20 protein-coding genes are annotated in these 24,748 nt (G+C 34.1%); 8 read left to right on the top strand and 12 right to left on the bottom strand.

Going from position 1 to position 24,748, the window contains the following annotated elements; all coding sequences use genetic code 11:
* Nucleotides 1–21: 21 nt before the first annotated feature.
* The 7 genes from DMA14_RS03575 to DMA14_RS03545 form a co-directional block, all read right to left on the bottom strand.
* On the bottom strand, nt 22–2,319 hold the full coding sequence (locus DMA14_RS03575; protein ID WP_111423195.1) for an aminotransferase class III-fold pyridoxal phosphate-dependent enzyme: 2,298 nt from the start codon (nt 2,317–2,319) through the stop codon (nt 22–24).
* 176 nt (nt 2,320–2,495) lie between these two features.
* Nucleotides 2,496–4,631, bottom strand: coding sequence for a beta-galactosidase (locus DMA14_RS03570; protein WP_111423193.1), 2,136 nt, complete (start codon nt 4,629–4,631; stop codon nt 2,496–2,498).
* Between the two features lie 191 nt (nt 4,632–4,822).
* Complete coding sequence (locus tag DMA14_RS03565; protein WP_111423191.1) at nt 4,823–6,829, bottom strand: MGH1-like glycoside hydrolase domain-containing protein; 2,007 nt, start codon at nt 6,827–6,829, stop codon at nt 4,823–4,825.
* 137 nt (nt 6,830–6,966) lie between these two features.
* Nucleotides 6,967–8,466 (bottom strand): RagB/SusD family nutrient uptake outer membrane protein, encoded by a 1,500-nt coding sequence (locus DMA14_RS03560; protein ID WP_111423189.1) that lies wholly within the window; start codon nt 8,464–8,466, stop codon nt 6,967–6,969.
* 22 nt (nt 8,467–8,488) lie between these two features.
* Nucleotides 8,489–11,611 (bottom strand): SusC/RagA family TonB-linked outer membrane protein, encoded by a 3,123-nt coding sequence (locus DMA14_RS03555; RefSeq protein ID WP_238989908.1) that lies wholly within the window; start codon nt 11,609–11,611, stop codon nt 8,489–8,491.
* Nucleotides 11,612–11,775: 164 nt separating this feature from the next.
* The gene (gene amaB / locus DMA14_RS03550) at nt 11,776–13,329 is read right to left on the bottom strand and encodes an L-piperidine-6-carboxylate dehydrogenase (RefSeq protein WP_111423187.1); all 1,554 of its coding nucleotides are present in this window, start codon (nt 13,327–13,329) and stop codon (nt 11,776–11,778) included.
* 37 nt (nt 13,330–13,366) lie between these two features.
* Complete coding sequence (locus DMA14_RS03545; RefSeq protein WP_111423185.1) at nt 13,367–14,182, bottom strand: DUF1338 domain-containing protein; 816 nt, start codon at nt 14,180–14,182, stop codon at nt 13,367–13,369.
* A 190-nt stretch (nt 14,183–14,372) separates the two neighbouring features.
* On the opposite strand from DMA14_RS03545, the gene DMA14_RS03540 reads away from it, so the two are divergent.
* The 3 genes from DMA14_RS03540 (at nt 14,373) to DMA14_RS03530 (ending at nt 16,573) form a co-directional block, all read left to right on the top strand.
* A complete protein-coding gene (locus DMA14_RS03540; protein WP_111423183.1) occupies nt 14,373–14,843 on the top strand; it encodes an Lrp/AsnC family transcriptional regulator in 471 nt (156 codons plus the stop codon).
* Between the two features lie 108 nt (nt 14,844–14,951).
* Complete coding sequence (gene bioB, locus DMA14_RS03535) at nt 14,952–15,941, top strand: biotin synthase BioB (RefSeq protein ID WP_111423181.1); 990 nt, start codon at nt 14,952–14,954, stop codon at nt 15,939–15,941.
* Nucleotides 15,942–16,168: 227 nt separating this feature from the next.
* A complete protein-coding gene (locus DMA14_RS03530; RefSeq protein WP_111423179.1) occupies nt 16,169–16,573 on the top strand; it encodes a helix-turn-helix domain-containing protein in 405 nt (134 codons plus the stop codon).
* Nucleotides 16,574–16,757: 184 nt separating this feature from the next.
* On the opposite strand, the gene DMA14_RS03525 is transcribed toward DMA14_RS03530, so the two are convergent.
* The 3 genes from DMA14_RS03525 to DMA14_RS03515 all read right to left on the bottom strand — a co-directional run bounded on the left by DMA14_RS03525 (nt 16,758) and on the right by DMA14_RS03515 (nt 19,026).
* Nucleotides 16,758–17,375 carry an Imm26 family immunity protein gene (locus DMA14_RS03525; protein WP_111423177.1) on the bottom strand — a complete coding sequence of 206 codons (618 nt, stop codon included), beginning with the start codon at nt 17,373–17,375 and terminating at the stop codon, nt 16,758–16,760.
* A gap of 258 nt (nt 17,376–17,633) precedes the next feature.
* Nucleotides 17,634–18,200 carry an REP-associated tyrosine transposase gene (locus DMA14_RS03520; RefSeq protein ID WP_394336006.1) on the bottom strand — a complete coding sequence of 189 codons (567 nt, stop codon included), beginning with the start codon at nt 18,198–18,200 and terminating at the stop codon, nt 17,634–17,636.
* A gap of 271 nt (nt 18,201–18,471) precedes the next feature.
* Nucleotides 18,472–19,026, bottom strand: a complete 555-nt coding sequence (locus DMA14_RS03515) for a hypothetical protein (RefSeq protein ID WP_111423173.1) — start codon at nt 19,024–19,026, stop codon at nt 18,472–18,474.
* 266 nt (nt 19,027–19,292) lie between these two features.
* Here DMA14_RS03515 and DMA14_RS03510 point away from each other — a divergent pair, with 266 nt between their 5' ends.
* On the top strand, nt 19,293–19,796 hold the full coding sequence (locus DMA14_RS03510) for a DNA-deoxyinosine glycosylase (RefSeq protein ID WP_111423171.1): 504 nt from the start codon (nt 19,293–19,295) through the stop codon (nt 19,794–19,796).
* Nucleotides 19,797–19,817: 21 nt separating this feature from the next.
* Here the strand turns inward: DMA14_RS03510 and DMA14_RS03505 are convergent, their stop codons facing one another.
* Together DMA14_RS03505 and DMA14_RS03500 are read right to left on the bottom strand one after the other, a co-directional pair.
* On the bottom strand, nt 19,818–20,060 hold the full coding sequence (locus DMA14_RS03505) for a hypothetical protein (protein ID WP_111364648.1): 243 nt from the start codon (nt 20,058–20,060) through the stop codon (nt 19,818–19,820).
* Between the two features lie 232 nt (nt 20,061–20,292).
* The gene (locus tag DMA14_RS03500; protein WP_111423169.1) at nt 20,293–20,604 is read right to left on the bottom strand and encodes an EthD family reductase; all 312 of its coding nucleotides are present in this window, start codon (nt 20,602–20,604) and stop codon (nt 20,293–20,295) included.
* Between the two features lie 140 nt (nt 20,605–20,744).
* Here DMA14_RS03500 and DMA14_RS03495 point away from each other — a divergent pair, with 140 nt between their 5' ends.
* From DMA14_RS03495 to DMA14_RS03480, 4 genes are all read left to right on the top strand, one after another.
* On the top strand, nt 20,745–21,722 hold the full coding sequence (locus DMA14_RS03495; RefSeq protein WP_111423167.1) for a GlxA family transcriptional regulator: 978 nt from the start codon (nt 20,745–20,747) through the stop codon (nt 21,720–21,722).
* A gap of 392 nt (nt 21,723–22,114) precedes the next feature.
* A complete protein-coding gene (locus DMA14_RS03490; protein WP_111423166.1) occupies nt 22,115–22,975 on the top strand; it encodes a helix-turn-helix transcriptional regulator in 861 nt (286 codons plus the stop codon).
* Between the two features lie 362 nt (nt 22,976–23,337).
* Complete coding sequence (locus DMA14_RS03485; RefSeq protein WP_111364641.1) at nt 23,338–23,907, top strand: Pvc16 family protein; 570 nt, start codon at nt 23,338–23,340, stop codon at nt 23,905–23,907.
* Complete coding sequence (locus DMA14_RS03480) at nt 23,904–24,725, top strand: hypothetical protein (RefSeq protein WP_111423164.1); 822 nt, start codon at nt 23,904–23,906, stop codon at nt 24,723–24,725. Before DMA14_RS03485 ends, DMA14_RS03480 begins: the two co-directional genes overlap by 4 nt.
* Nucleotides 24,726–24,748 lie beyond the last annotated feature (23 nt).

Here is a 24,748-nt window from a genome sequence, read left to right as displayed (position 1 = left end):
TTTCTATGTGTTAAAGAAAATCTATAATTCGCTTAATGCTATATCTAATAACTCAATCATTTCATCAGCATTTTGTTTATTAAATGGCATTGGCGGTTTTATTTTTAAAACATTATGCAGAGGTCCGTCTGTACTTAACAAATAACCTTTGGCTTTTAGTTTTTCTACTACAATATCAATTTCAGGAATGGCTGGCTCCATGGTAATTCTATCTTTTACCATTTCTGCACCAATAAACAAACCGTGTCCTCGAACATCACTGATAATAGGATATTTAGCCATTAAACCTTTTAGTCCGTCCATCAAATAATTTCCAGTTTCTAGAGCATGCTTTTGCATTTCTTCTTCTTGAATAACATCTAAAACAGCCAATCCTGTAGCCATAGAAACAGGATTACCCCCAAAAGTATTGAAGTATTCCAAACCATTATTAAAAGCCTCTGCAATCTCTTCGGTTACAATTACAGCTGCAAGCGGATGTCCGTTTCCAATTGGTTTTCCTAAAACAACAATATCTGGAACAACATTTTGCAATTCGAATCCCCAGAAATGATCTCCAATTCTTCCGAAACCAACCTGAACTTCATCTGCAATGCAGACTCCTCCTGCTGCACGAACGTAGTCGTAAACTGTTTTTAAATAATTTTCTGGCAACGGAATCTGACCTCCAACTCCCAATAAAGTTTCACAGATAAAAACTGCTGGCGCTTTATCTTCTTTCTTTAAGTTTTCGATAATTCGCTGTACATCTTTAGCATATTTTTCGCCTGCTTCTGCATCTCCATATTTATAAGGACCACGATACAAATCTGGATTAACTGCTTTATGAATCCACGGCATTTGGCCAGAACCTCCTTTGCTATCAAATTTATACGGACTCATTTCCATTGCTACGGTCGAAGTTCCGTGATACGCATGATCGAGTACGATAATATCTTTTTGTTTGGTAAAATGACGACTCATACGAATGGCCAAATCATTGGCTTCACTTCCAGAGTTTACAAAATAGCAGACACTTAATTTTTCAGGTAAAGTTGCCGTCAATTTTTCTGCGTAATCTGTTATGGCATCATTTAAATATCTGGTATTTGTATTTAAAGTAGCTATTTGATGCTGCATTTTTCTAACCACAACCGGATGGCAATGCCCCACATGCGAAGGATTATTCACACAATCAACAAAAGTTCTTCCTTTGTCATCATACAAATATTGCAAAGCTCCTTTTACAATTTTTAGTTTGTCTTTGTAGCCAATGCTTAAATTTCTTCCTATTTTCTTTTTTCTAACTTCAAGAAGTTCTGAGTAATCATCATTATTGATTAATCCGTCAAAACCACATGCTTTTCTAAACGCATCTTGTGCTTTAATTGGGTTTATTTTTATCCATTTATACAACAAATCCCAAGCTGGTTTTTCGGTCACAAAATGATGTTCGTTGTCACTATCCAATGATGCATTATAAGCAGATTGCGTCACGCTGATGCAAAGTCTTCCTGCAATGAGATAATACAATAAATCTAATTCTTGTTCGGTAAGCGCATACGAATTATGGTATCCTTCAACAATTTTTGTTGCTACAGCCAACGGATCTTTTTCATCAAGCATCGCATAGACACAAGCAATCGCTAGATTGTTGATTAAAGCCGTATACACCATATCACCAAAATCAATCAAACCGCTGATGCGATTGTCTTTTACCAAAACATTATAATCGTTGGCATCATTATGAATGTATGCATGTCTCAATCTGTGCAATTGTGGCACTACTTCTGTATCAAACTGCAATAAAAAATAACCCGCTATACGTCTTCTTTCGTGATTTAGAATATACTTTAGATTATCTCCTGCTTCACTGGCACGGCTAATATCCCAAGTATAATTGCGATGCATTGCCGGATGAGAAAAATTCGCCAGCTCAGCATCCATATTACCTAAAAACGAACCTAAATTGTAATGCAGCTGACTGTTTTTATTCTTTTCATCTACCCAAAAAGTGCCTTCTAAAAAGTTTAGAATTCTAATATAATAAGTTTGAGAATCTGTTATAATCTGAGTCAGCTCCTCTCCTTTTGTATTCAGGCAGAAATGCTGAAAGCAATCAGAAATATCACTTTTGGCAAGATGTCTCATGATGGCAGCCTGCGCTTCTAAAAATGGAAATGAATGGCTCTCATTTGATACTTTTAGAATGTACTTTTCATTCTTATCATCAGATAAAAGAAAATTCAATTCATCATATCCATTTAATGCTTTTACGGTTACATTTAATCCGTAATGTTCTTTTACTAAGTCCTGAATAACTGCTTCTGAAAAAATCATTGCTATTCTTTTAAGTTATTTATTCTTTTTTTTAGCCACGAATTACACCAATTTTCACTAATTTTTTTCTTTTTATATTATCCTGCAAGGTTTTAAAAACCTTGCAGAAAGATTTATAATTCGTGTAAATTAGTGTAATTCGTGGCAACTTTATTAAAAAATATTCGTGGAAAACTTTATTTCCATATAACAGCTTGCGCTGGTTCTAATGGATTTTTTCCCACTAATATTTTGCTTCCATCAGGAATTGGCAGATTTATAGTTTCATTGGTATAATTTACACCCACGTAAAAACCATCACGCCATTCTACATAAACCCCTTTTGGCAAATCTTCAATGGCAACTTTTGCGCGTTCATATACTGTTCTTGCCACTTGTCTCTCCAGATTTCCATCTTTACTTTCAGCTCCAATATACGTAACGGTTCCTTTTCCTAATTTTCTGGTAATCGCAGCCGCTTTGCCTTTGTAAAATTGATCGGCGTAAGAAGCTAAAACTTCAGTTCCTTGTTTCGGATTTAAAACATCAGCCCAAACATTCCACTTATAGGTATTATTTCCTGCAGTTATAGTTCCGTTTACATCTTCAACCAGCATATCAAAAAACTCAACGTCTGCACCGATTAAAGGCACGATTGGTCCGCTCCAATTGGCTTCGAAAAAATGACCATTTTTATCCTTTTGTCCCGTACGGCAAGAAAGGATTAAATTTCCGCCATTTTCAACATATTTCGTCCATTTGTCTACCAATTTTTGATCAACTAACTGATACGCTGGCGCAACAATAAACGGATAAGCCGAAAAATCACTTTCTTCTGTAATAAAATCCATTGGCGCACCAGTTGATTTTACTGCTGAAGTATAAATATTTCTATGTCTCCAAGTACTCCAAAATTCGGTTTGTTTCTGATTTTCTAAATCCCACAGATTCTCGTGGCTCCATAAAAATCCTGTCTTTCTTTTTGCTATTTCTTGCGGAATAACTGCTTTCGGATTGTATTCTTTACGAAGCAATTTCATGTCTTCAATAGATTGTACAAACTCTTTTCCTCCAGTGGTTAAAGTTACTCCGTCTGTACCAACAATTCCATCGTGATACATTTCACTGCTTCCTAGCGGATGTCTATATCTATACGTACAAGTAAAAGAACAGCCACCGCCAAAAGCCTGAGAAATCCACATGTGGACTGTTCCTGGCAATAACTGCGGATTAATGCTTGCCCAGTTTACCTGTCCAGGCTGCATTTCCATTACGCCCGTAACGCCATTTATAGATCTGTAATAATCATTGGCTTCCGAAATTTTATTAGGATGTCCCATTCTGAAATTTTGTCCGCCTAACTGATTTCTACCGCTTACAGGATACATCGTGTAAGTTGCAAAATCCATTTTATCTGTTTTCCTTGGATCAGCTCCGTAAACTACATTGGTGTAATTTGTCGTAATCCATTGTTTTGGGTCGATATATTTTCGAAGGACTTCAGCTTGTAAATTCAAATATTCAGCTTGAGAATCTGCTGTAAATCTTTTAAAATCTAGAATAGCATGCGGACTAAGTTTATCTTCAAAATAAATCTCTGCATTTGGAATCGCGATCTGTTCAAAATTATTGTACCTAATGCTCCAGAAACTCGCTACCCACTCCGCATTTAATTTTTCGATTGTTTCGTATTTCGTTTTTAACCATTTCTGAAATCCTTTTTGTGCTGATGGACTAAAATCGTCTGGCGCTCCTGGTTCGTTATCAACCTGCCAGCCAATTACATTTTTGTTATTACCGTATCTTTTTCCTAATTCAGTAACAATTTTAGCTACAAATTCTCTGTATTTCTCATTAGACACAGATTGATTAGCTCTGTTACCATGTTCTCTGCGTCTTCCGCTTGCATCTACCAAATAGATTTCAGGATACTTTTCTCCCATCCATGCTGGCGGAGTTGGCGTTGGCGTACACATGATTACTTTCAAACCTTGTTTTTCGGCAATGGCTAATGCGTCATCTAGCCATTTAAAATCATACTTTCCTTCTTCAGGTTCCAAAAAAGTCCATGCAAATTCAGCAAAGTGCGTAAACTCAAAACCTAGTTTTTTAATGTTTTTTAAATCACGCTCCCATTGTTCTCTTGGCCATTGCTCTGGATAATAATAAACTCCAATCTGCATTAAATCAGGTTTGGAGAAAAATCGCTGCGGATCTTTATTTTCTGTAGTTGTGCTTTTCTTACTTTGGGCTAAAACTGGCGTCAAATTGCAGCCTGCAACAAACAAGCCTGCTGCTATTATTTTTGTGAAAGATATATTGTGGTTAAACATAGTTAGCTGTTGTTATTTATTAAGTTAAATTAAACACATAGAGACATAGTTTTTATTTCTAAAAAGATAGATGAAAGAAACTAGTTTCTAACACATAGCTATGTTTGCTTTAGAAAAGTGAAACATCTTTTAACGTTCCTATTACAAATCTACCGATCTATGTTTCTATGTGTTTAAATCTTGACTTTTTATTATTTATCTTCTAAAAGTAGCATTAAGTAATGTGAAGCCGACCAGCTGAAGTTAAACGCTTCTAATCCTTTTCCGTTTAAAGGCTGATAATTTTCTCTTATGGTAGTTCCTTTATCCAAAGCACCTTCTGCATTATGCATCAGTTTATGTGCCAGTTCGTTTGCTTCTTTTGAGTAACCGTATTTTTCCAATCCGTTAATACCAAAATAACTTTGGTCAAGCCAAATTGGCCCTCTCCAATATCCGTTATCAGGTTTAAACTTTGGGTGATTTGCTGCCAATGTTGGCAAAGGCACAAAAGTGTTCAGACTAGCTGGATCAATCATATTGTTTTTTGCTGATTTAGCCTGTTCTGCAGTAGCAACTTCTGCCCAAATTGGACAATATCCTTCACATCCCATTGCTTTTATCAATGTTTTGCCGTCAATTGTCGTGTCATAAAACCAGCCTGTTGATTCATCCCAAAATTGCTTTTGAATTTTCAGTTTTAATGCGTCGCTTTCGTCTTTCCATTTTTTCGCTTCATCATTTAATTTTAAAACGGTTGCCATTTTACTCAGATAATTTTTCTCAGCAAATAAAAACGAATTTAAATCAACGCTTTCCTGGTCTAACGAATATGCTTTTTCGTCATTTTTCAAGATTTTGCTATCATCAAAACGCACAGCATTATCCATTCCGCTTTCCCATTTTGCGGCGATTACAGTGCCATCTGTCGAACCAAATTCGCATAAACCATCCTGATCATGATCGCGTTCTTTGTACCACCAGTTATGATATAATGTAAGCTTTTGATAAAACTCTTTTATGAAATCAGCATCTTTCGTTTTTTCATAAATCTTCCAAATTGCCCAAGCAGCAAGCGGTGCTTTTGTATTTCTATAATTGTTTTCTTCAAGAAGATTATTTCTGTAAATGCAATCTGGAATAAAACCATTTGGATCCTGATAATCGAACAAAGCACGCATTTGATTTTTGGCTAATTCGGTATCATAATTCGCTACTGCAACGGCATGTTTCCAGCTGTCCCAAGCCCAAAAACCGTGAAACCATTCGTAATTATAACTCGGAAAAAGACCTCCGTGTTTTAATCCTTCAGCTGCAATTCTTGTGTTGTTTTGTAAAGTCAATACCAATTTTGCTGCAAAATCTGAATAAATCTGATCTTTGTAAATACTTTTCTTTTTGGCAATAAGGTCTGCCAACAGTTTTTCTTTTTCTTTTTGTGTGTTGTTTAACAGTGTAGTAAATACCGTTTTTTGTATCGTTTCATTTTCTGTTTTCCAAGAATATTGTGGAAAAATAAAACTTTGTGAAACGATAATTTCTTTGGTTTCATTTGGTTTTAAAACCAATTTTTCTGTCTGTGCTTTGAATCCTTGTTTGGTGATTTCAAATTCAGGATTTATTTTTAAAAACTGAACATATCCTACAGCAGTGCTTTTTGTAGAAACAATTTTTAAAGTGTTTTTTTCATTAGACAATTGTAAATCATCCAAAAAAAGAGACGCATTATACGAAGGAAAAATAGTGATTGATTTTGTGCTTTTGTTTGTAATGCTTGTTTTTTGCAAAGCCGAATGACCTGATAAAAATACCAATTGCTGTTTTACTTCTAATTTGTCATTTTTAAACTGTTGTTCTAAATGGCTGTTGAAACTGTTTTGTGAAACCAATGAACTTTTCCAGTTGATTACTTCTTGTTTGTTTTCGTCTTTTAGTTCTAGCGAAACAAATGATGGACTTAACCAAACTCCGTTTTGTTCTGTCATCAAAAAAGGTCCTGAAAATCCTGCCTGAACATTTGAACCTTCTAAAAATCCAAATGCAAACCAAGCTCCTTTATCTGAGAATGCTAATGGTTTTCTATCCGTTGCGTTTGATGGATTTCCTTTATAATTAATGCTGTTTTTAGCAGATTCTAAATTTGGAAAGTTTTTTTGAGACCAACCTGATTGTATTAGAAAGAGGGATGAAAGAATAAAAAGTATTTTCTTTTTGCTCATGTTGTGTCGTTTTTTGTGTTGTGTTGTTATATAGCTATAGGTCAGCCCATTTTACTGAGCAGACCAATATCTTTAGATAAAAAGAATAGCCAAGAAATATAGGCTATTCTTTTTAAATATTTAAATCATTTTGAGAATTAATTCGTTTGTAATTCTGTTAATGGAATTGGGTAAAAGTTGTTCTTAGCTGCGTCAAAACCTGTACGTCCAACTGCATCAAGAGCTTGCTTTGTTTTCCCCCAGCGACGTAAATCGTAAAAACGGAAATTTTCAAGAGGGAATTCTAAAATTCTTTCGTGTTCGATTTGCGCTTTTACTTCAGCACCACTTGTTCCTGTCATTGCTGGCATATCTGCTCTAGCGCGAACTTTGTTGATATACGGAATAGCTTCTGCTGGACGTCCTAATTCATTTAGAGCTTCAGCCTGCATCAACAATACATTTGAATATCGCATTAAAGGAATGTTGATTGCTGTAAACTCCTGATCCATTTTTTCCTGTGTGCTTGGAATAAATTTACGATATACTGGTTTATCTGTATCTCCAAATTTATCATCGTAAGTTGTTCCTAATACCAATGGATTATTAGCATCATTAAAATAAGGATCTTTAAAGAAAATTGTGCTGTAAAAACGTGAATCATAGTTTCCTGTTGTCGCAATTTTTCCCTCTTTTTTGAATTCATTTACAAGCATTGGGCTTGGAAGAATTTCATCCCATCCGCCAAGCTCAGCCGCTGCCATCCAGTAATGAAGTGCATTGCGATAGAACGCTCCGTTTGCTGTAGTTTCTGAAAACTGAAGTTCAAAAATCGATTCTTTAGTGTTTTTCATTGTTCCGTCAAACATAGAAACGTAATCTTTAACTAACTCATAACCTTGCACTTTGCTAAATGCCGTAAGTGCTTCATTTAGGAAAGCTTGTTTTTGAGATGCTTCTTCATAAGATCTTGTCAAATACGCAAATCCTAAATAACTATTTGCTGCGCCACTTGTTGCACGTCCTGTTTTATCTGCAGATTGTTTTGCAGGCAAAATAGCTGCTACAGCTTTAAATTCGCTTGTAATAAAATCCCAAGCTTCTGCACGACTTGATAAAGGAATATTTAAATCACTTTCTTTTGTAACGTATTTATTTCTGATATAAATTTTATCCCAGTTCAAAATCAATTTCATGTGGTAGTATGCACGTAAAAAACGAGCTTCTGCCTCAATTTGCTTGCGATCTTCATCGCTTATTTTTGATGCAGGAACCTGTGGCAATTTATCAATAACCTGATTGGCATTACTAATTCCTCTGTAGTTAATTCTCCAATAGCTAGTAAACTGGCTGTTTCCGTTTGTGTAGGTAAAAGTAGAAAGTTCAACCCAGTTTTGGTAGTTTAATGCATCGCTTCCTAATTCGTTTATGTCTTCACGATAAGCCTCAACTGGCCATTTTACTTCAGCGAAAGCCCATTCATCAACAGCGCATTCTAATTGTGAATAAGTTGAAGCCAAAGCCGATTCGGCATCAGCCTTATTTCTCCAGAAATTATCTGATGTAAGTTCATCTGGAGATTGTTTATCCAAATAGTCATCACAGCTTGCAAACGTGAATAAACCTATAGCGGATACTATTAAAAATATCTTTTTCATGATAATGTCTTATTAAATAGAATTAAAATATATACTGAACTCCAGAAACAAATGATCTTGTAAATGGATAAACAAAACGGTCAACACCTGTGTTAACTACCGAACTACGAGAGAATTCTGGATCAATTCCTGAATAATTGGTGATAGTAAACAAGTTTTCGGCACTTACATAAAATCTAAGTTTGTCGATTTTTGCTTTACCTAACATTTTGCTTGGTATAGTATATCCAAATTGCAATTGGCGCATTCTGATAAAATCTCCACTTTCAAGAAAACGATCTGATTCACGACTGTTTCCGTTTGGATCTTGCAATACTGCACGCGGAATATTACTGTGGTTTTCTGGTGTCCATGAGTTTAATGTAGAAGCTAACATGTTAGTTCCAGCATTCATAGACTCATAAAAATATCTGTTTCCGTTGTATAATTTATTACCCCATCCGCTTCCTATCAAAGCAGAAAAATCAAATCCTTTATAGCTAGCACCTAAACTAAGGTTTACTTCTAGTTTTGGCAATCCTGTTCCAGCATAAGCTTTATCATTTTCATCTATAACACCATCTCCGTTCAAATCTTTAAAACGAATATCTCCAGGCTGTGCATTTGGCTGTAATAAAACACCGTTTTTATTGTGAGCCGCTACTTCTTCAGCAGATTGGAAAATACCATCTGTTTTATATAAATAGAATCCGCTTATTGGGCTTCCTACACGAGCTTGTGTTGGAAAGTGCTCGTCTCCGTATTTCAATCCTTCTCCATAAATAGTTTGTCCGTCATTAGCCAATTCTTCTACTTTGTTTTTAAGCGTCGTAAGGTTTAATCCAGCATTGTATTTAAACTCATTTACCTGATCGCGGTAATTTACTTCAAACTCAAATCCTCTATTGCTAATTTTACCTACGTTAAGAACGGGATCATCAATTCCGGCAGATGGAGCAAGTTTTTTTGTAATCAATAAATTGTCTGTTACATTATAGTAGTAGTTCATAGATCCGCTAATTTTTCCATTCAGAAGCGTATAATCTAAACCGATATTTTTGGAATCTGTAGTTTCCCATTGCAGATTTCTATTTTCTAATGCTGTTGCAATACTACCCGGCCAAGGATTGCTTCCTACGCCCTGAACATAACCGTTCCCTAAAGAATTACCTGTTTTGATCAGCGTATTTGCAGAATAATATCCTAAAGCCGCTTCGTTACCCAATTGTCCCCAGCTTGCTCGCAATTTTAAAGTAGAAAGAATCATATCTTTTGGGAAGAAATCTTCTTGTTCGATTTTCCATCCTAAAGCTATAGAAGGGAAAGTTCCCCAACGGCTATCTTCTCCAAACTTAGAAGAACCATCTTTTCTAACTGTCACCTGAAGCAGGTAACGATCATTGTAAGAGTAGTTTAACCTACTAAAGAAAGATACTCTGTTGTATTCAAATTTTGAGCCGTCAGCAGAATAGGTTCCTCCTCTTCCAGCACCAATTGTTTCAAAACCAGGATCAAGGAATCCAGAAGGACGGTCGATAGAAACCAACTGTCCGTTTTCTACAGTATAATCAGTTGTTTTTCCTTCAACGCTAACCTGATTCCAGTTTGATGCCTGACTGTTAAAAGTATTACCCAACATTAAACCAAAAACATGTTTTCCGAAAGTTTTATCAATAGTAATAATATTGTCTAAGATTTGCTCATTCCAAGTTGTTCTCAACTCTGTCTGCATTGGGTAAAGATGAACCTCTTTTGGATTAGCAATATATGGAGGGAAATGTGCTGTCTGTTGGTTGTTTTTTACACGGTAAGAATAAGCCAGTTTGTATTTTAACCAAGGTGCAATGTTTGCCGTTGCCGAAATATTTGCCGTGATATCTTGTCCGATATCATTACTTTTCTTAAAATGCTCTTCAGCAACTGGGTTTGTTCCTGCTGGCAAACCATTTTTATTTGCTAGTCCGTAACCGTATTCCTCTGTATCGTCATAAACAGGAACTAAAGGAGCCATGGTATATACTTCTTTTAGCTGAAAATTTGGTAATGCATTTTGCGTTCCCATGTACGCCATTTTTGCATCGATATCAAAAATTGATTTTTTAAAACTAACTCTCGCACTACCTGTTTGCTGACCAAATTCGTTATCTATTACAATACCTTTTTGCTTCACGAAATTACCATAAAGCGCAAATTTAAAATCTCCTTGTCTTCCCTGAATTCCTAAACCATAGTTTTGTGTAAAACCAGAACGGAAAACTTCGTCCTGCCAATCTGTATTTACATCTGATGGTGCTGTAATATAAGCTGGAAGCGGTTTTGGTGAAGTTGCATATTTATTGTACTCATCATACATTCTTTTATTGACAGTACGATAACCGTCAGCATCTAACATATCTAATGTTTTTGATGGATTTGTAATGCTTAAAAAAGAACTGAAATCTACTTTTACACCTTCTTTTTGTCCATTTTTAGTCGTTACGATAATTACACCATTAGCAGCGACAGATCCGTAAATTGCAGCTGCGGCACCATCTTTAAGAACCTCCATAGATTCTATATTGGTTGGATTTATAGTATTAATAGACCCCTGAAAACCGTCAATGATATAAAGTGGTTCTGTTGCTCCAAAAGTATTTACACCACGAATTTTCACACTTACTGAAGCACCTGCAACACCACCGCTTTTTTGCACGTTCACACCTGCAACTAAGCCCTGAAGTGCTTCTGATGGACTTGTTGTCGCACGAGTTTCTAGACTTTCTTTTTTAACTGTAGAAATAGCTCCCGTAACATTACTTTTCTTTTGAGTTCCATAACCAATAATAACAACTTCATTCAATTTATTGGTTTCTTCCTGCATAGATACATTAAGTTCTGAACGATTGTTTATACTCTCACTTATGGATATAAATCCTACATAAGAAAAAACAATAATCGGATTCTCTAACGTCGATGGATACACTAAGGTATAATTTCCATCAATATCTGTCCCAGCATTGTATTTAGAATCTTTGATCGAAATACTTACGCCAGGCAACGTATTATTTTTGTCATCCGTCACTTTTCCTGAAATTGTTTTTTGTGCTTGTGCAAAACTGATGTTTGGCAGCCACAAACATAACAGCAGAGGAATAAAGTAAATTACCCTAATTAGTTTTTTGTTCATCTTGGTAATGGTTTAAGTTAGTAAATTTTTTAGGTTTTTAATTTTTTAGTTTTTGTATTGCATGTATATACATCTTGCTTGATAATGCCTTAAAAAACATTATCAAACAAAATGCAGTATTCTCGTTGCTATTTTTTGTTAAGCTTTAGCTGGCTCTAAAGATTTTACAAGTCAAATTTTATTCCTTGAGCTAAAGGCAAACTTGTAGTATAATTGATTGTGTTGGTTTGCCTTCTCATGTAAATTTTCCAAGCATCAGATCCAGATTCCCGGCCACCACCAGTTTCTTTCTCACCGCCAAAAGCACCTCCAATTTCAGCTCCAGAGGTTCCTATATTTACATTTGCAATACCACAATCAGAACCTGTAACAGACAGGAATAATTCGGCTTCTCTTAAATTATTTGTCATAATTGCAGAAGAAAGTCCTTGCATTACACCATTTTGCATTTCAATTGCAGCTTCAACAGTTCCTGAATATTTTATTAAGTATAAGACAGGAGCAAAAGTTTCGTGCTGTACAATTTCAAAAGAATTATCAGCCTCAGCAATTGCTGGTTTTACATAGCAGCCACTTTCATATCCATCACCAGAAAGTACTCCGCCATCAACCAAAATTTTGCCACCTTGTTCTACCACTTTTTTCAAAGCATCATTATACAATTCAACTGCTTGCTTATCGATAAGAGGTCCTACATGATTTTTTTCGTCTAAAGGATTCCCGATGCGCAATTGTCCATAAGCAGAAATCAGAGCTTCTTTAACTTTTTCATAAATGCTTTCATGAATAATTAAACGGCGTGTAGAAGTACATCTTTGTCCTGCTGTACCAACAGCACCAAAAACAGCACCAATAACGGTCATTTTAATATCTGCATCTGGCGTTACAATAATGGCGTTATTTCCGCCTAATTCCAGTAACGATTTTCCAAAACGTCCTGCAACTACCTGCGCTACAATTTTACCCATTCGCGTAGAACCAGTAGCCGAGATTAACGGAATACGTTTATCATTGGTTAGCAATTCTCCAATTTTATAATCTCCCGTAATCAAGCATGAAATTCCCTCAGGCAAATTGTTCTCTTTTATAACCTCTGCCATAATATTTTGGCAAGCAACTGCACAAAGAGGCGTTTTTTCTGAAGGTTTCCAAACGCAGACATCGCCACAAATCCAAGCTAGAGCCGTATTCCAAGCCCAAACAGCCACTGGAAAGTTAAATGCCGAAATGATTCCGACAACTCCCAGAGAATGGTACTGCTCGTACATTCTGTGTCCTGGTCTTTCTGAATGCATTGTTAATCCGTGCAGTTGACGCGAAAGTCCAACCGCAAAATCACAGATATCAATCATTTCTTGAACTTCACCATAACCTTCCTGAAGTGATTTTCCCATTTCATAAGAAACCAGTTTACCTAAAGCTTCCTTATTTTTGCGTAATTTTTCACCAAACTGACGCACGATTTCTCCACGCTGAGGCGCTGGCATTAATCTAAATTGCTTGAAAGCATCAGTCGCCGATTCCATTACTTTTTCGTAATCAGCTGCACTTGATGTTTTAACCTTTCCGATTAATTTTCCATCTACTGGCGAGTAGCTTTCTAAAATTTCCCCATCAGAAAAATTATTAAGCCCTGTCCAAGTTCCATTATTAACTTCTTTTATATTTAGCTGCTCTAAAGCTTCTTTTATACCAAACTGCAATTCTGTATTCGTCATTGTGACTTTTAATTGTTCTTTTTATACTAAATGAATATTATAACGTTTTTTGAAGCTTTACATCGGTGCTTTCAAATATTTTATCTGCTGATGAAGCCACAAAACCTTGATATAATTCTCCGTTCGCCATCGGATAACGCAATGCAAATTCATAATAGCATGACGGCACTTTTAACGTTCCTTCTTCAAAATCAATATCGTATAAATCAGCCAATGTGCTCGATTGTTCCAAAAGCTGTTCTGGAGTTCCTTTAATTTTTCCTCCAGATGCATTCAATTCCCATCCGCTAGATTCTAGGAAATTATTCAATTCTTCTAAAGTTTTAAATCCTTTTAAAGCATTGGTATTGATTGTAAAGTGATTCGCTCTAAAACCATACACATACATCCAAGCCGCATATTCAGATTCTTCCAATAATGATTTGTAAACTGCTTGTGAATTTCCGTTCCAAACAGATCCGCTTAAAATCAATTCTGGATTATTAAACGCATTTTGATCACAACTGTCTAGTAAATTAGCCACTGTAGCCTGTAATTCTGCAGAACATTTTTCTAATTCCAGTTCAGAAATAAAAATTCTTGGTGCGTCTTTATCAGTTGCATGCTCGTAATGCTTTGCAAAAAGCTTTTTGGTTTCAAAATGATACTCTCCTTTTGCCTCGTAACCAACATTTAGAAATGGCTTTTCTAAAACTTGGATATTCACACGCTTATCATTGAAAGTACGAATTGCGATATGATCATTTTTAATTTCTTCTCCCTTGTCTTCCAGGAGTTCATGAATTTTTAATGCCGACGGAGTAATTTCAACATATTGCTCCCACAGCTTTGTAAGTAGTTGATCTTTATTCATTTTGTAGTTAAGTTAAAATAGTGTTATTATGACACAAATCTATATATATAACTGTTATTATAACAGTATAACAATACGATTATTTACAATTAGACATTTGTTATGTTATTTTTTGTAATTTTGACACTTTAAAAACCATTTTTAACAAAAGAATTGTCAAAATAATAGAATCATCAATTAAAAAGCACTTATGGCAAAGGTCAAGAAGAATGAAAATACTGACTATTTAGATCGAGAAATCATACAAAAACTCAGCGAGAATGCTAGAATACCATTTTCTGATTTGGCTAAAGAATTAAATATTTCCAATTCGCTGGTGCATCTAAGAGTCAAAAAACTGCAACAGGCAGGAGTAATTAATAGTTTTTCTGTAAAATTAAATCCAAAAGAACTTGGTTTTGAAACTATTACCTATACAGGAATTGTTACAAAAGAGGCTCGTTTTTCCTACTCCATTGCCGAAAAACTTAAGGAAATACCCGAAGTAATAGAATGCCATTGGGTATCTGGAAAATATGCTTTATTCATAAAAATAGTAGCTGCAAATAATGAAGAACTCCGTAAAATTCTATACGAACAAGTGCACCAGATTGAAGGCGTAGGAAGCACCGATTCTTTTTTCTCGTTTGGTTCTGCTTTTGAGAAAAATCTTCCTGTTTAAAATTTTTATTATTCTAACCGGTCTACCCAAAATATAAAAAGTGGTACATTTTGATGATACAGTAAAATGATACATTTGACCAAAAATCATTAAAGCATATCAAAATAAATGAACACGCAAATTAGACACGACTGGAAAAAAGAAGAAATTCAAGCTATCTACGATCAGCCTTTATTAGAATTGGTTTATCAGGCGGCAACCGTACATAGAGAATGGCACAAACCTTCAGAAATACAGGTTAGCACATTACTTTCTATAAAAACAGGCGGTTGTCCAGAAGACTGTTCATATTGCGGACAAGCAGCACGTTATCATACGGATATCAAAGTTCAGGCGCTTCTTCCGACAGAAAAAGTATTAGAACATGCGCAAAAAGCAAAAGATGGTGGTTCTTCTCGTTTTTGTATGGCTGCCGCTTGGCGCGAAGTTCGTGATAACAAAGATTTTGACCGTGTTATCGAAATGGTAAAAGGTGTAAACGATCTTGGTTTGGAAGTTTGCTGCACACTCGGAATGCTTACAGAAGAACAAGCTGTACGTTTACAAGAAGCAGGTTTGTATGCTTACAACCATAATCTGGATACATCTGAAAGTTATTATGATGAAATAATCAGCACGCGTAAGTTTGACCAACGTCTTGACACTATCAATAACGTCAGAAAAGCAGGAATCACGGTTTGTTCGGGCGGAATCATTGGTCTTGGAGAATCTAATGCCGATAGAGTTTCTATGCTCTTAACTTTAGCAACAATGCCTGTTCATCCAGAATCTGTTCCTGTGAATGCCTTGGCAAGAGTAAAAGGAACTCCGCTAGAAAACAATCCGAAAGTGCCTATTTGGGATATGGTTCGAATGATAGCTACAGCGCGTATTGTGATGCCTGCTTCTATTGTTCGTTTGAGCGCCGGACGCATCGAAATGACCGAAGAAGAACAAGCTTGGTGTTTTATGGCAGGTGCCAATTCTATTTTTACAGGAGAACGCGAAACTTTATTGGTAACGCCAAATCCAGGATTGTCAGAAGATATGCAGATGTTTCAAAATCTTGGGCTTAAACCTTTGGTAAAAGAAAATAAAAGTGCTTGTTCTGTAATTTAAAACGAGTTTTAATCACCCTTTTATAGCCCGTAAAACTGCACAATCTCGAAAATTTTCAGGATAGTGCAGTTTTTTTTAGTTCAAGAACCAGAAAATAAAAGTGCTTGTACTGTGATTTAAAAGCAGATATAATATCTGACAAAAAAATATTTTATAGGATATTTTTCTATCTTTGAAATTCATCAAAATGGCTTTATCTTTGAACCAATAGAAAAATAAAACGCAATATGGAACAGAAAATTCATCAGGGAAGAAACATAAAACGCTTCAGAGAAATGCTTAACATTAAGCAAGAAGCATTGGCTTATGATCTTGGAGAAGACTGGAGCCAAAAGAAGATTTCTATATTGGAACAAAAAGATACAATTGAAGAGAGTCTGCTTAGACAAATCTCAGCTATATTAAAAATTCCTGTTGAAGCTTTTCAAAATTTTGATGAGGAACAAGCCGTGAATTTAATTTCATGTAATTTTTCAGATAATGCAATGTTCAATAACCGAATTGAAGTTTTTAATAACAATCCAATTGAGGAAATTAAAAAACTTCATGAAGAGAAAATTGCATTGTTTGAGCGTATGCTTAAAGAGAAAGATGAAATGATGGCTAGGCTTGAGAAATTAATCGGTAAATAAGATTTATTACAATATTAGTTCAATTGAAAAGAGACTTTAAAAAAGTCTCTTTTTTTATGTTTTATTTTAAAAATAATGATTTATTAAGCTTAAAATTTATAAGGTGAAAAATACGCAAAGTCTATTTCATAATCAGTAGATGTTCGACGCAGTAATTATGCATCAACACATCTGATACATTACCCTAAATAATAGCTTTACCTCTTATTTCTTTTGGAATACTAGAATAAATCGGAGTATAAATAGTATTATAGTATGAAATTAAATCATCTTGATTATCAAGTCTATAAAATTCTTCGATGTTATTACCTTGCTGTCTAATAACTTCCATAGTTAAACGTGTGACTATTGAACCATATGCTCGGTAAATAAATTTCTCTAAATGTTTAACTTTTTCATAATCAACAGCAACTCTGTTATTCACTTCTGCATTATGGATATAATACCAAATTTTAGCGTTTTTTTCATATGTAGTAAATACAGGACCAAAGTCCTTAAAATCTGGAATTGTTAACTCTATTTTCTTAGGTCTCAAATGTCCTAATACTTCCCAAGTTTTATTTTTTAATGCTGGATATATATTAAGGACATAAATGCCGCCAAGCAGTAAATCATTATCATCTATATTATTTACTACAATATCTTCATCTCTAAAAATTCTATCATAAACATAAATAAATTCATTATATCCAATATCTTTTTTAATTTCATTTAAGTTAATAAACTTAGCTAACACATAACCCAAATTATGTTCTAAAGGAATCTTAATTATTGATCCAGTTTCGATTTTATTTTTTTTCATTTTTCTTATTTTGACCAACCTGGTAAATGTTTATTAAGATGTTCGCCCTTTCCGCAAAGTGTTCTCCACGTTAGCGCTGTGCAATCCCGAAAGCTTTCGGGACTGACTTTGCGCTAACTCATATTCGTCTTAAAAAATCTCCTGCTCCGCAAAGTGCTCTTAATTAACGCTGCGCAAATGTCTCCGACTTTGCGCTTTTTATGCAAAAGTTCATTAAACCGTTCACTTCTAAAAGTCTCTGACTTTATTATAAAATTACTAATAAAGATTATCTCGAAAAACAGACTTTAAATTCAAAACATCTACAATTGGATTATCTGCTTTTTCAATACTTAACAATCCTTTATCATTAGTATAATTGCTTGCGCTAGAATAAACATATTCTGATGCACGACTGACAAGATCTGCTCTTACAGGATTTAAATGTATATAATCCAGTTTAGACCACATAAATTTATTGCTGTAAATTTCTTCTGCGTGATTTCCGTACTGCCAAAATTGATAAAGCTTATTTCTAGTGTGTTTTTCTGCAGCAAGTTTAAATCTTTCCAGCAGCCACTCTCTTCTGCTTTCTGGACTATTTTGTATTTTATCTAGTATAGTTTTTGCTGTAAACTTTTTAAAATCTCTTATTAAATCTGAAAGCTTTCCGTCTTCCGACTGCACAATCATATGAATGTGATTGCTCATTATGACATAACCATACAAAATCATTCCTTTATTTTTAATGCAGTAATCTAAGCATTCAATTATAACATCCCTATAACTCTGTCGTGTAAAAACATCGATCCAGTCTACAATTGTCGGCGTGATAAAATGTGGCAGTTTTTGATCTCTTATTACATAGCCTTCTTTTATTTTCTCTCTTTTTGAATAAAAACATAGGATTTAACCTATTATTTACCACTATGCAAAAGAAAAGAGCCGGGAGGCTTTCGTCACGTTAACAACTTCTAAGGCAAAAAAATTGTGCAAAGTCAGTCCCGAAAGCTTTCGGGATTGCGCAGCTTTTCATTAGAAACTCTTCGGGGAGCGGAAGCATTTGCGCAACTTTCAGTTGAACGCTTCGGGAACAGGGAAGCGTTGTACGTTGCCCTTATTTTTCCTTTTTAAATTTTAAAATCTGTTTTTTTTCAAGTACAACTAATGAATCACTTGTTAGCTTTAGAATTTTCCATTGAAAATTAGACACGTCATCATCATTAAAAAAATCAATTACATTATCGTTCATTTCATACTCAAAAAACAATTGCTTATTATTTGGATAAAAATTCATTTTCATTGCCTTACCGCTAATATTCAGTTTAAGAATTAAGTCATTTTCCTTTGTAACCCAGTTACCACAAACAGAATTTATATTTGTTTTACTAACAGGGCTATCCGTTATTGAATTGTTTTTTTGGGAGTAAGCAAAGACCCCAATAAAAATAATATAAATTAGGATAACCATTAGCATTTGAAAGAGGGATCTATTTTTTAAGAACCATGTGAGGCCAAAAGTTAAAAGTACACCTATAATACTAGAAAAAAGACTTCCTAAAATTGAAGAAGATTGGAAAACATATTCTTTAAAAAAGAAAAATGTCAATACAAATATTAACACTACAAATCCAATCGTTTTATAAAATTCTTTTTTAAATTTTTGTTTCATTATTTTTTACTTTTTGTTCTTTTATTTCATCCATCCCCCCCTGCTCCTCAAAATGTTCTTAATTAGCGCTGCGCAATCCCGAAAGCTTTCAGGACTGACTTTGCGCCACATTAGTTTCTTTTAAGACGTAAATATCTAAAAGTTTTTTCTTTTAAAACTAAATCCAATACCAATTAAATACATTTATTCATTTTGATTTTTAAGTCTTCTTCTCATTTCAAATCTTTATCCCTAATTTTACAAATCAAAGAAAATCAGAAAAAGTAATGCTAAAAAAAGCCCTCCAACCATTAATAGATAATTCCACAATTATTCTAATTATGGGAACTATGGCGGGCGAACAATCTATTGCGAAACAGCAATACTATGCAAACAAAGGCAATCTTTTCTGGAAAATTCTGTTTGCTATTTTTGAGGAAGAATTCAGCACTTCTTATGAAGATCGAAAAGCGTTGTTATCAAAATACAATATTGGTCTTTGGAATGTCCTTAAAAGCTGCAAAAGAGAAGGAAGCAGTGACGCCAAAATAACCGAAGAAACTGTTAATGATTTTGAAAGTCTGCACAAACAGTTTCCGAATATCAAGTATGTTTTTTTTGAAAGTAAAGCCGCTGCAAAATACTTTCACAAACATACTATACCGCAAGAAGGAATTATTTACACAATCCTGCCTTCCACAAGCGGACTAAATGCAGGTTTAACTAAAGCTGAAAAAATGGAACAATGGAAAGCTGTATCGCAAGTTGGGCTTTCAAAAGATGAAGATTAATTTTCAGGTAATATTGAAGAATTACCTATTTCGCATGATATAGAAAAGAATTTCTTCTTCTAATTCTCTTGACAGATTTTCGAATTTCATTCTGCGTCGGAAATTTTTTTCGCTTCTATCCTTATAAAGCTCTGTTTTAGCCGTACTTGCGCAGTAAGCATCGCACATCACTTTAAATTTTTGATCCAGTATATACAATTCTTTCATTGAATCAAAATATGCTGCAAATTTAACATTGTACAATTCGTCAGGAATAGCGGCCATAGGTCTGGTTGTATTTAAATTAATACTTTATTTTACCTTATAAGTTCATTACATACTCAATTGCAATCAGCTCTTCTTCTGCGTAAGAAAAACTGCAATTGTAATAATATTTAAAATTAAAATGAAAAACTTTAATCTTTCTTTCTGAACCTCTGGAAATGGTTTCAGATTATAATCTGAAACCAGAAATAGTAAAATGAACCTTGAACCGTTAAAATGAAACATTGAAAAATCAGGTGTTTTTCACATCATACACATAAATCTGCACCTCATCATCATTGGCTAGGATTCTGCGGTCAGCGGCACATTGCTGTCCAATATCTGACTTAAAAGATTCCATCATCGCTTCTAAAGAATCGAAATATAAATTGGCCACAAGATATACATCTGAATGTCCTGTCGTTGATCGAACTGCTCCATTGCTTACTTCATACTTTATTAATCCCGGAAGCTTTTTGGCTAATGGAATATGAACTTCGTAATAATGTTTTTCGAAAGAACTGATGTCTTTTGGTGTTTTGTAGATTACTGTCATTTTTGCCATGATATTGATTTCTTTTTGATGTTAGACAATTGTTTAGAGTAAATTTAAAAGTAAACTCTAATTTGTTTGATGTGAAAACCAGACATTCTCAATGGTGTATTTGGACAGCAACTTTTAGTACCTTTATATAAAAAAAGAAAATGAAACAGCTTACCATCATAGTTCCTGAAGGTGACAATAATCTTTCAAGTATATCTGGCGCATACGAAATCTTTACAAAAGCAAATGCCTTTTATAGAGCAAATGGCAAAAAGGAATTATTTCATATCCAACTTGCTGGAATTTCCGAAAAAGTAGAGTTCAATCAAGGAATATTTACTGTAAAACCTCATCTTCATATTTCTCAGGTCAACAAAACCGATCTTATTATTATTCCTTCATTAAACCATAATTATAATCTTGCCCTTGAACATAATGACGAATTGGTGCAATGGCTTCAGAAACAATATAAAAAAGGAGCCGAAATTGCCACTATCTGTACTGGCGCGTTTATGCTTGCTGCATCGGGGCTCCTGGACGGGAAAAGCTGTTCTACACACTGGTCCGTCAAAGAAAACTTCACCAAGATGTTTCCAAAAATAAACCTGCAAATTGATGAATTGATTACAGATGAAAACGGAATTTACACCAATGGCGGAGCATATTCTTTTCTAAATTTAATGATCTACTTAATCGAAAAATATTACGGCAGATCTACAGCCGTTTATTGTGCAAAGGTATTTCAGATTGAAATGAACCGAAGTACGCAATCGCAGTTTATTATCTTTTCTGGTCAGAAGAAACATGAAGATGAAATGGTGCTTCATGCTCAATCTTATTTAGAACAAAACTTGGGAGAAAAATTATCCATGAACGATCTTTCTACTAAACTTAATGTCAGCAGAAGGAATTTTGATCGAAGATTTATAAAAGCCACAGGAAATACTCCGAGTGAATATCTTCAAAGGGTAAAAATAGAAGCTGCCAAAAAAGCTTTTGAAACAGATCGCAAAACAGTAAATGAGGTAATGTACGAAGTAGGCTATTCTGATGTAAAAGCCTTTCGAGATGCTTTCAAAAAAATTACTGGAATTCCGCCAATGGAATATAAAAAGAAATATCATAAAGGCGCTGCCTAATTTCATCTCTTCAAACTTCTCTTTCTGAATCAATTAGACCAAAATAAAGTCTGGCCTTCTTGAAAGTATTTTCTATTTGATTAAAAAAATGTTAATTAACACAGAAAATGCAAAAACACGTAATACTACTCATAGTAATATTCCTATAGATTGAATAAATTTACACTCCTTTTTACAAGCCACTATTTAATCCAAATATTTTGATTCTTTTTAAATCAAGTTATAAAACCATTTTAATGTTTAATAGAGAAATGACTTTGTGTATCAAAAACTATCGGTTAGACTCTATCAGATACTAAAACGGCTTTATAGCAAGAAAATGTTATTATTTATTTTTCATTTCGTATGACATATTAGCAATACTATTTCATAAGAAGCAACACCCCCAAAAGATGCTCGAAAAAAAATCTATAGTAATTGGATGTGACGATATCACAATATTGACTGTGATATTGAATGCCATATCTATAGTCTCAGACTATGCATTTTCTACAGTCACTGTCTCGAGAGGAGTAGATTTAAAAAATACTATAAATTCTTTAAATCCTGATTTGGTAATTTTGGGTTTTAAACAAAATAAACTTGTTTTAAATGACACTAATTTCAGTTCTGATAAAAGGGATATTCCAATTTTATATTTGACTCAAAATTATGAATGCGAATCCTTATGCTGGTCAAAGCAGAATATTGTTTTCACCTATCCGCATAATCAGATTCAAAATACCGACTTTTTAATTTATAGAATACGTTCTATTTTTCTTTTAAAAAAGACAGAGTCGCAAAATAAATCTGCCACATCGTTTGCCGAAGCAGCGATTCAGCAGAACGATTCAGATAAATTAAGCCATTATGTAATGGAACTCGACCAGAAAGTTGAAGTTTTATTAAAAATAAAAGAACGCATTTCTTATCTCTATCCTAATGTTGACAATGCAACAAGAATTGAATTAATGTCTATTGTAAATTCTATCAAAACGGTTGCAAATGACAATAAACTTTGGGATGATTTTAAAATCTATTTTGAACAGTCCAATCCCAATTTTCTTCTGGCTCTTGCCAAAAAACATCCTTCTTTAAGCTCTAGAGATTTAAAATACTGCTGCTATATTAAAATGAATATGAGCAACAATGATATTACCAATCTTCTTGGTATAAATCAAGACAGTGTTCGAACTCATAAATATCGTCTGAAAAAGAAATTAACGCTTAAAAAAGAAGATGATATTATTTCATACTTAAGAACAGTTTCTTAAAATTTTCCCCTTTATTTTACCTTCAATATTTGCATGTTTTCCTTATACCTCAGCATTAAGGAAACAGCTTCGTGCTTTCAATTTTTCTGCTTTTTATTTCTTTAAATCTATACTTCTTCTAAAGATACTTTTATAAGTGTGACAAGAAATTGAAAGCCATTAAACGGCAATCTGCGACAAAGCATAGACAAAAAAAACTTTGTCTACATTTTGTCTACAAAAAACAGATAATCTCTCTCAGCTCTGTCTACAAAAAGTATATTGCTAATTTTTCGTACAAATCTAATTCTCAGCTACTTTTACAATTACGAATAGCTAATTTCCCAGCTATGACACTTAATTAATTCTAAGAGTTAAATGCGATGATCAATCAGGCACTTCAATTTACGAATAAATTACTAGGACAGTTTTTAAAAAACCGTTTTGGTTTAACCGAAGACAAAACCGTCTTGAATTATCTTATTGAGCCAAGCGGAACTTTGCCAAAAGCAAATCAGAACAAAGTGGTTTTATCTCTTATAAATATTGAAAAAGAAACCAATCAGCCTTTTTATATCAGAAATCAGAAGTTAGAAAGCGGTAACTATTCCAATTTTAATCCAACAGAAAGATATAACATAGACTTGCTCATAAGCAGCAATTTTGAGGATTATACAGAATCTTTAAAATTTCTAGACGCGATAATTGTCTTCTTTCAAATCAACAATTATATAGATGCTTCATCCTCCTCTTCTATTCCAGACGGCTTAAGCAGATTAGAATTTGAATACGAAAAGATCTCTTACCATCAGATGCATAGTTTGTGGACAGCAATGGCGGCAAAATATCAGCCTTCAATTATTTATAAAATGAAACTGATAAAAGTTCAGGCACACGAAACTATGGAAATCATACCGTCTGTAAAAAATACCAGTAATAACATTGTCAAATGATACAGAGTAATTACATAAAGATTTTTAGCATTGCGGCTTATCATACTTTTTTTGATAACGGAAAATGCAATTGTCTCCACTTTATTCCAAATCATAAAACAGATAAAACATTAAAAAAATTCGGATTCAAAATGAATTCCGCTTCAAACGGATTTGATTTGTATTCTAACACAAAAGCTTCGCTAGCAGAACTATTAGATTATATTTCTAAAACTTCACAGCAAGATTATTTTGAGTTTGATATCAAATGCAGCAATCCCAATTTTATTCTCTTTACCACATTGCCCATGAACTGGATTGGAGCTATTACCTACTCTAGTCAAGATCCTAAAAATTTAAACAATAACGGTAAAATACTATTGAACCAAACTTTAGAAAACAAACCTGTTTCTTCTCATTTTGGCCATTTAAAAATTTATTTCGAAGATATAGTATCTGCCAATTCTCCGCTTTTTGAAATAAACTTTACTGCAAGAGCAACACAATGGCAATATTATTTTATCAATAAAAATGCTGTACAGCTCAATAATCCTTCAATTACCGAAAAAGAAAACATACTATTTGACGGACCTCAAAATGTAACGATCCAAACCGGAGAATCGGCATTATTGTTTACTTCCAATAAAACCTATATCACACTTAGCGAAAAACCAAAGTATAAATTTGATTTGGTAAGCAGTTCAGCATCTGCCAATCAAAACAATACAAAGCCTAAAATAATTATAAAAGGGCTTCCCTGTCCAGATGTCTCCCGAGTAGGAATTATCGAAAATAGCGACCAAAATGAAGTCGCATCACCAATGTATATCTATTTATAAAAAACTATTAAAAATGAACACTA

This window comes from Flavobacterium sharifuzzamanii, assembly GCF_003254585.1.
Lineage (GTDB): Bacteria > Bacteroidota > Bacteroidia > Flavobacteriales > Flavobacteriaceae > Flavobacterium > Flavobacterium sharifuzzamanii.
The sequence above is the reverse complement of the archived record's forward strand: the minus strand, read 5'-3'. Positions and strand labels throughout refer to the sequence as shown.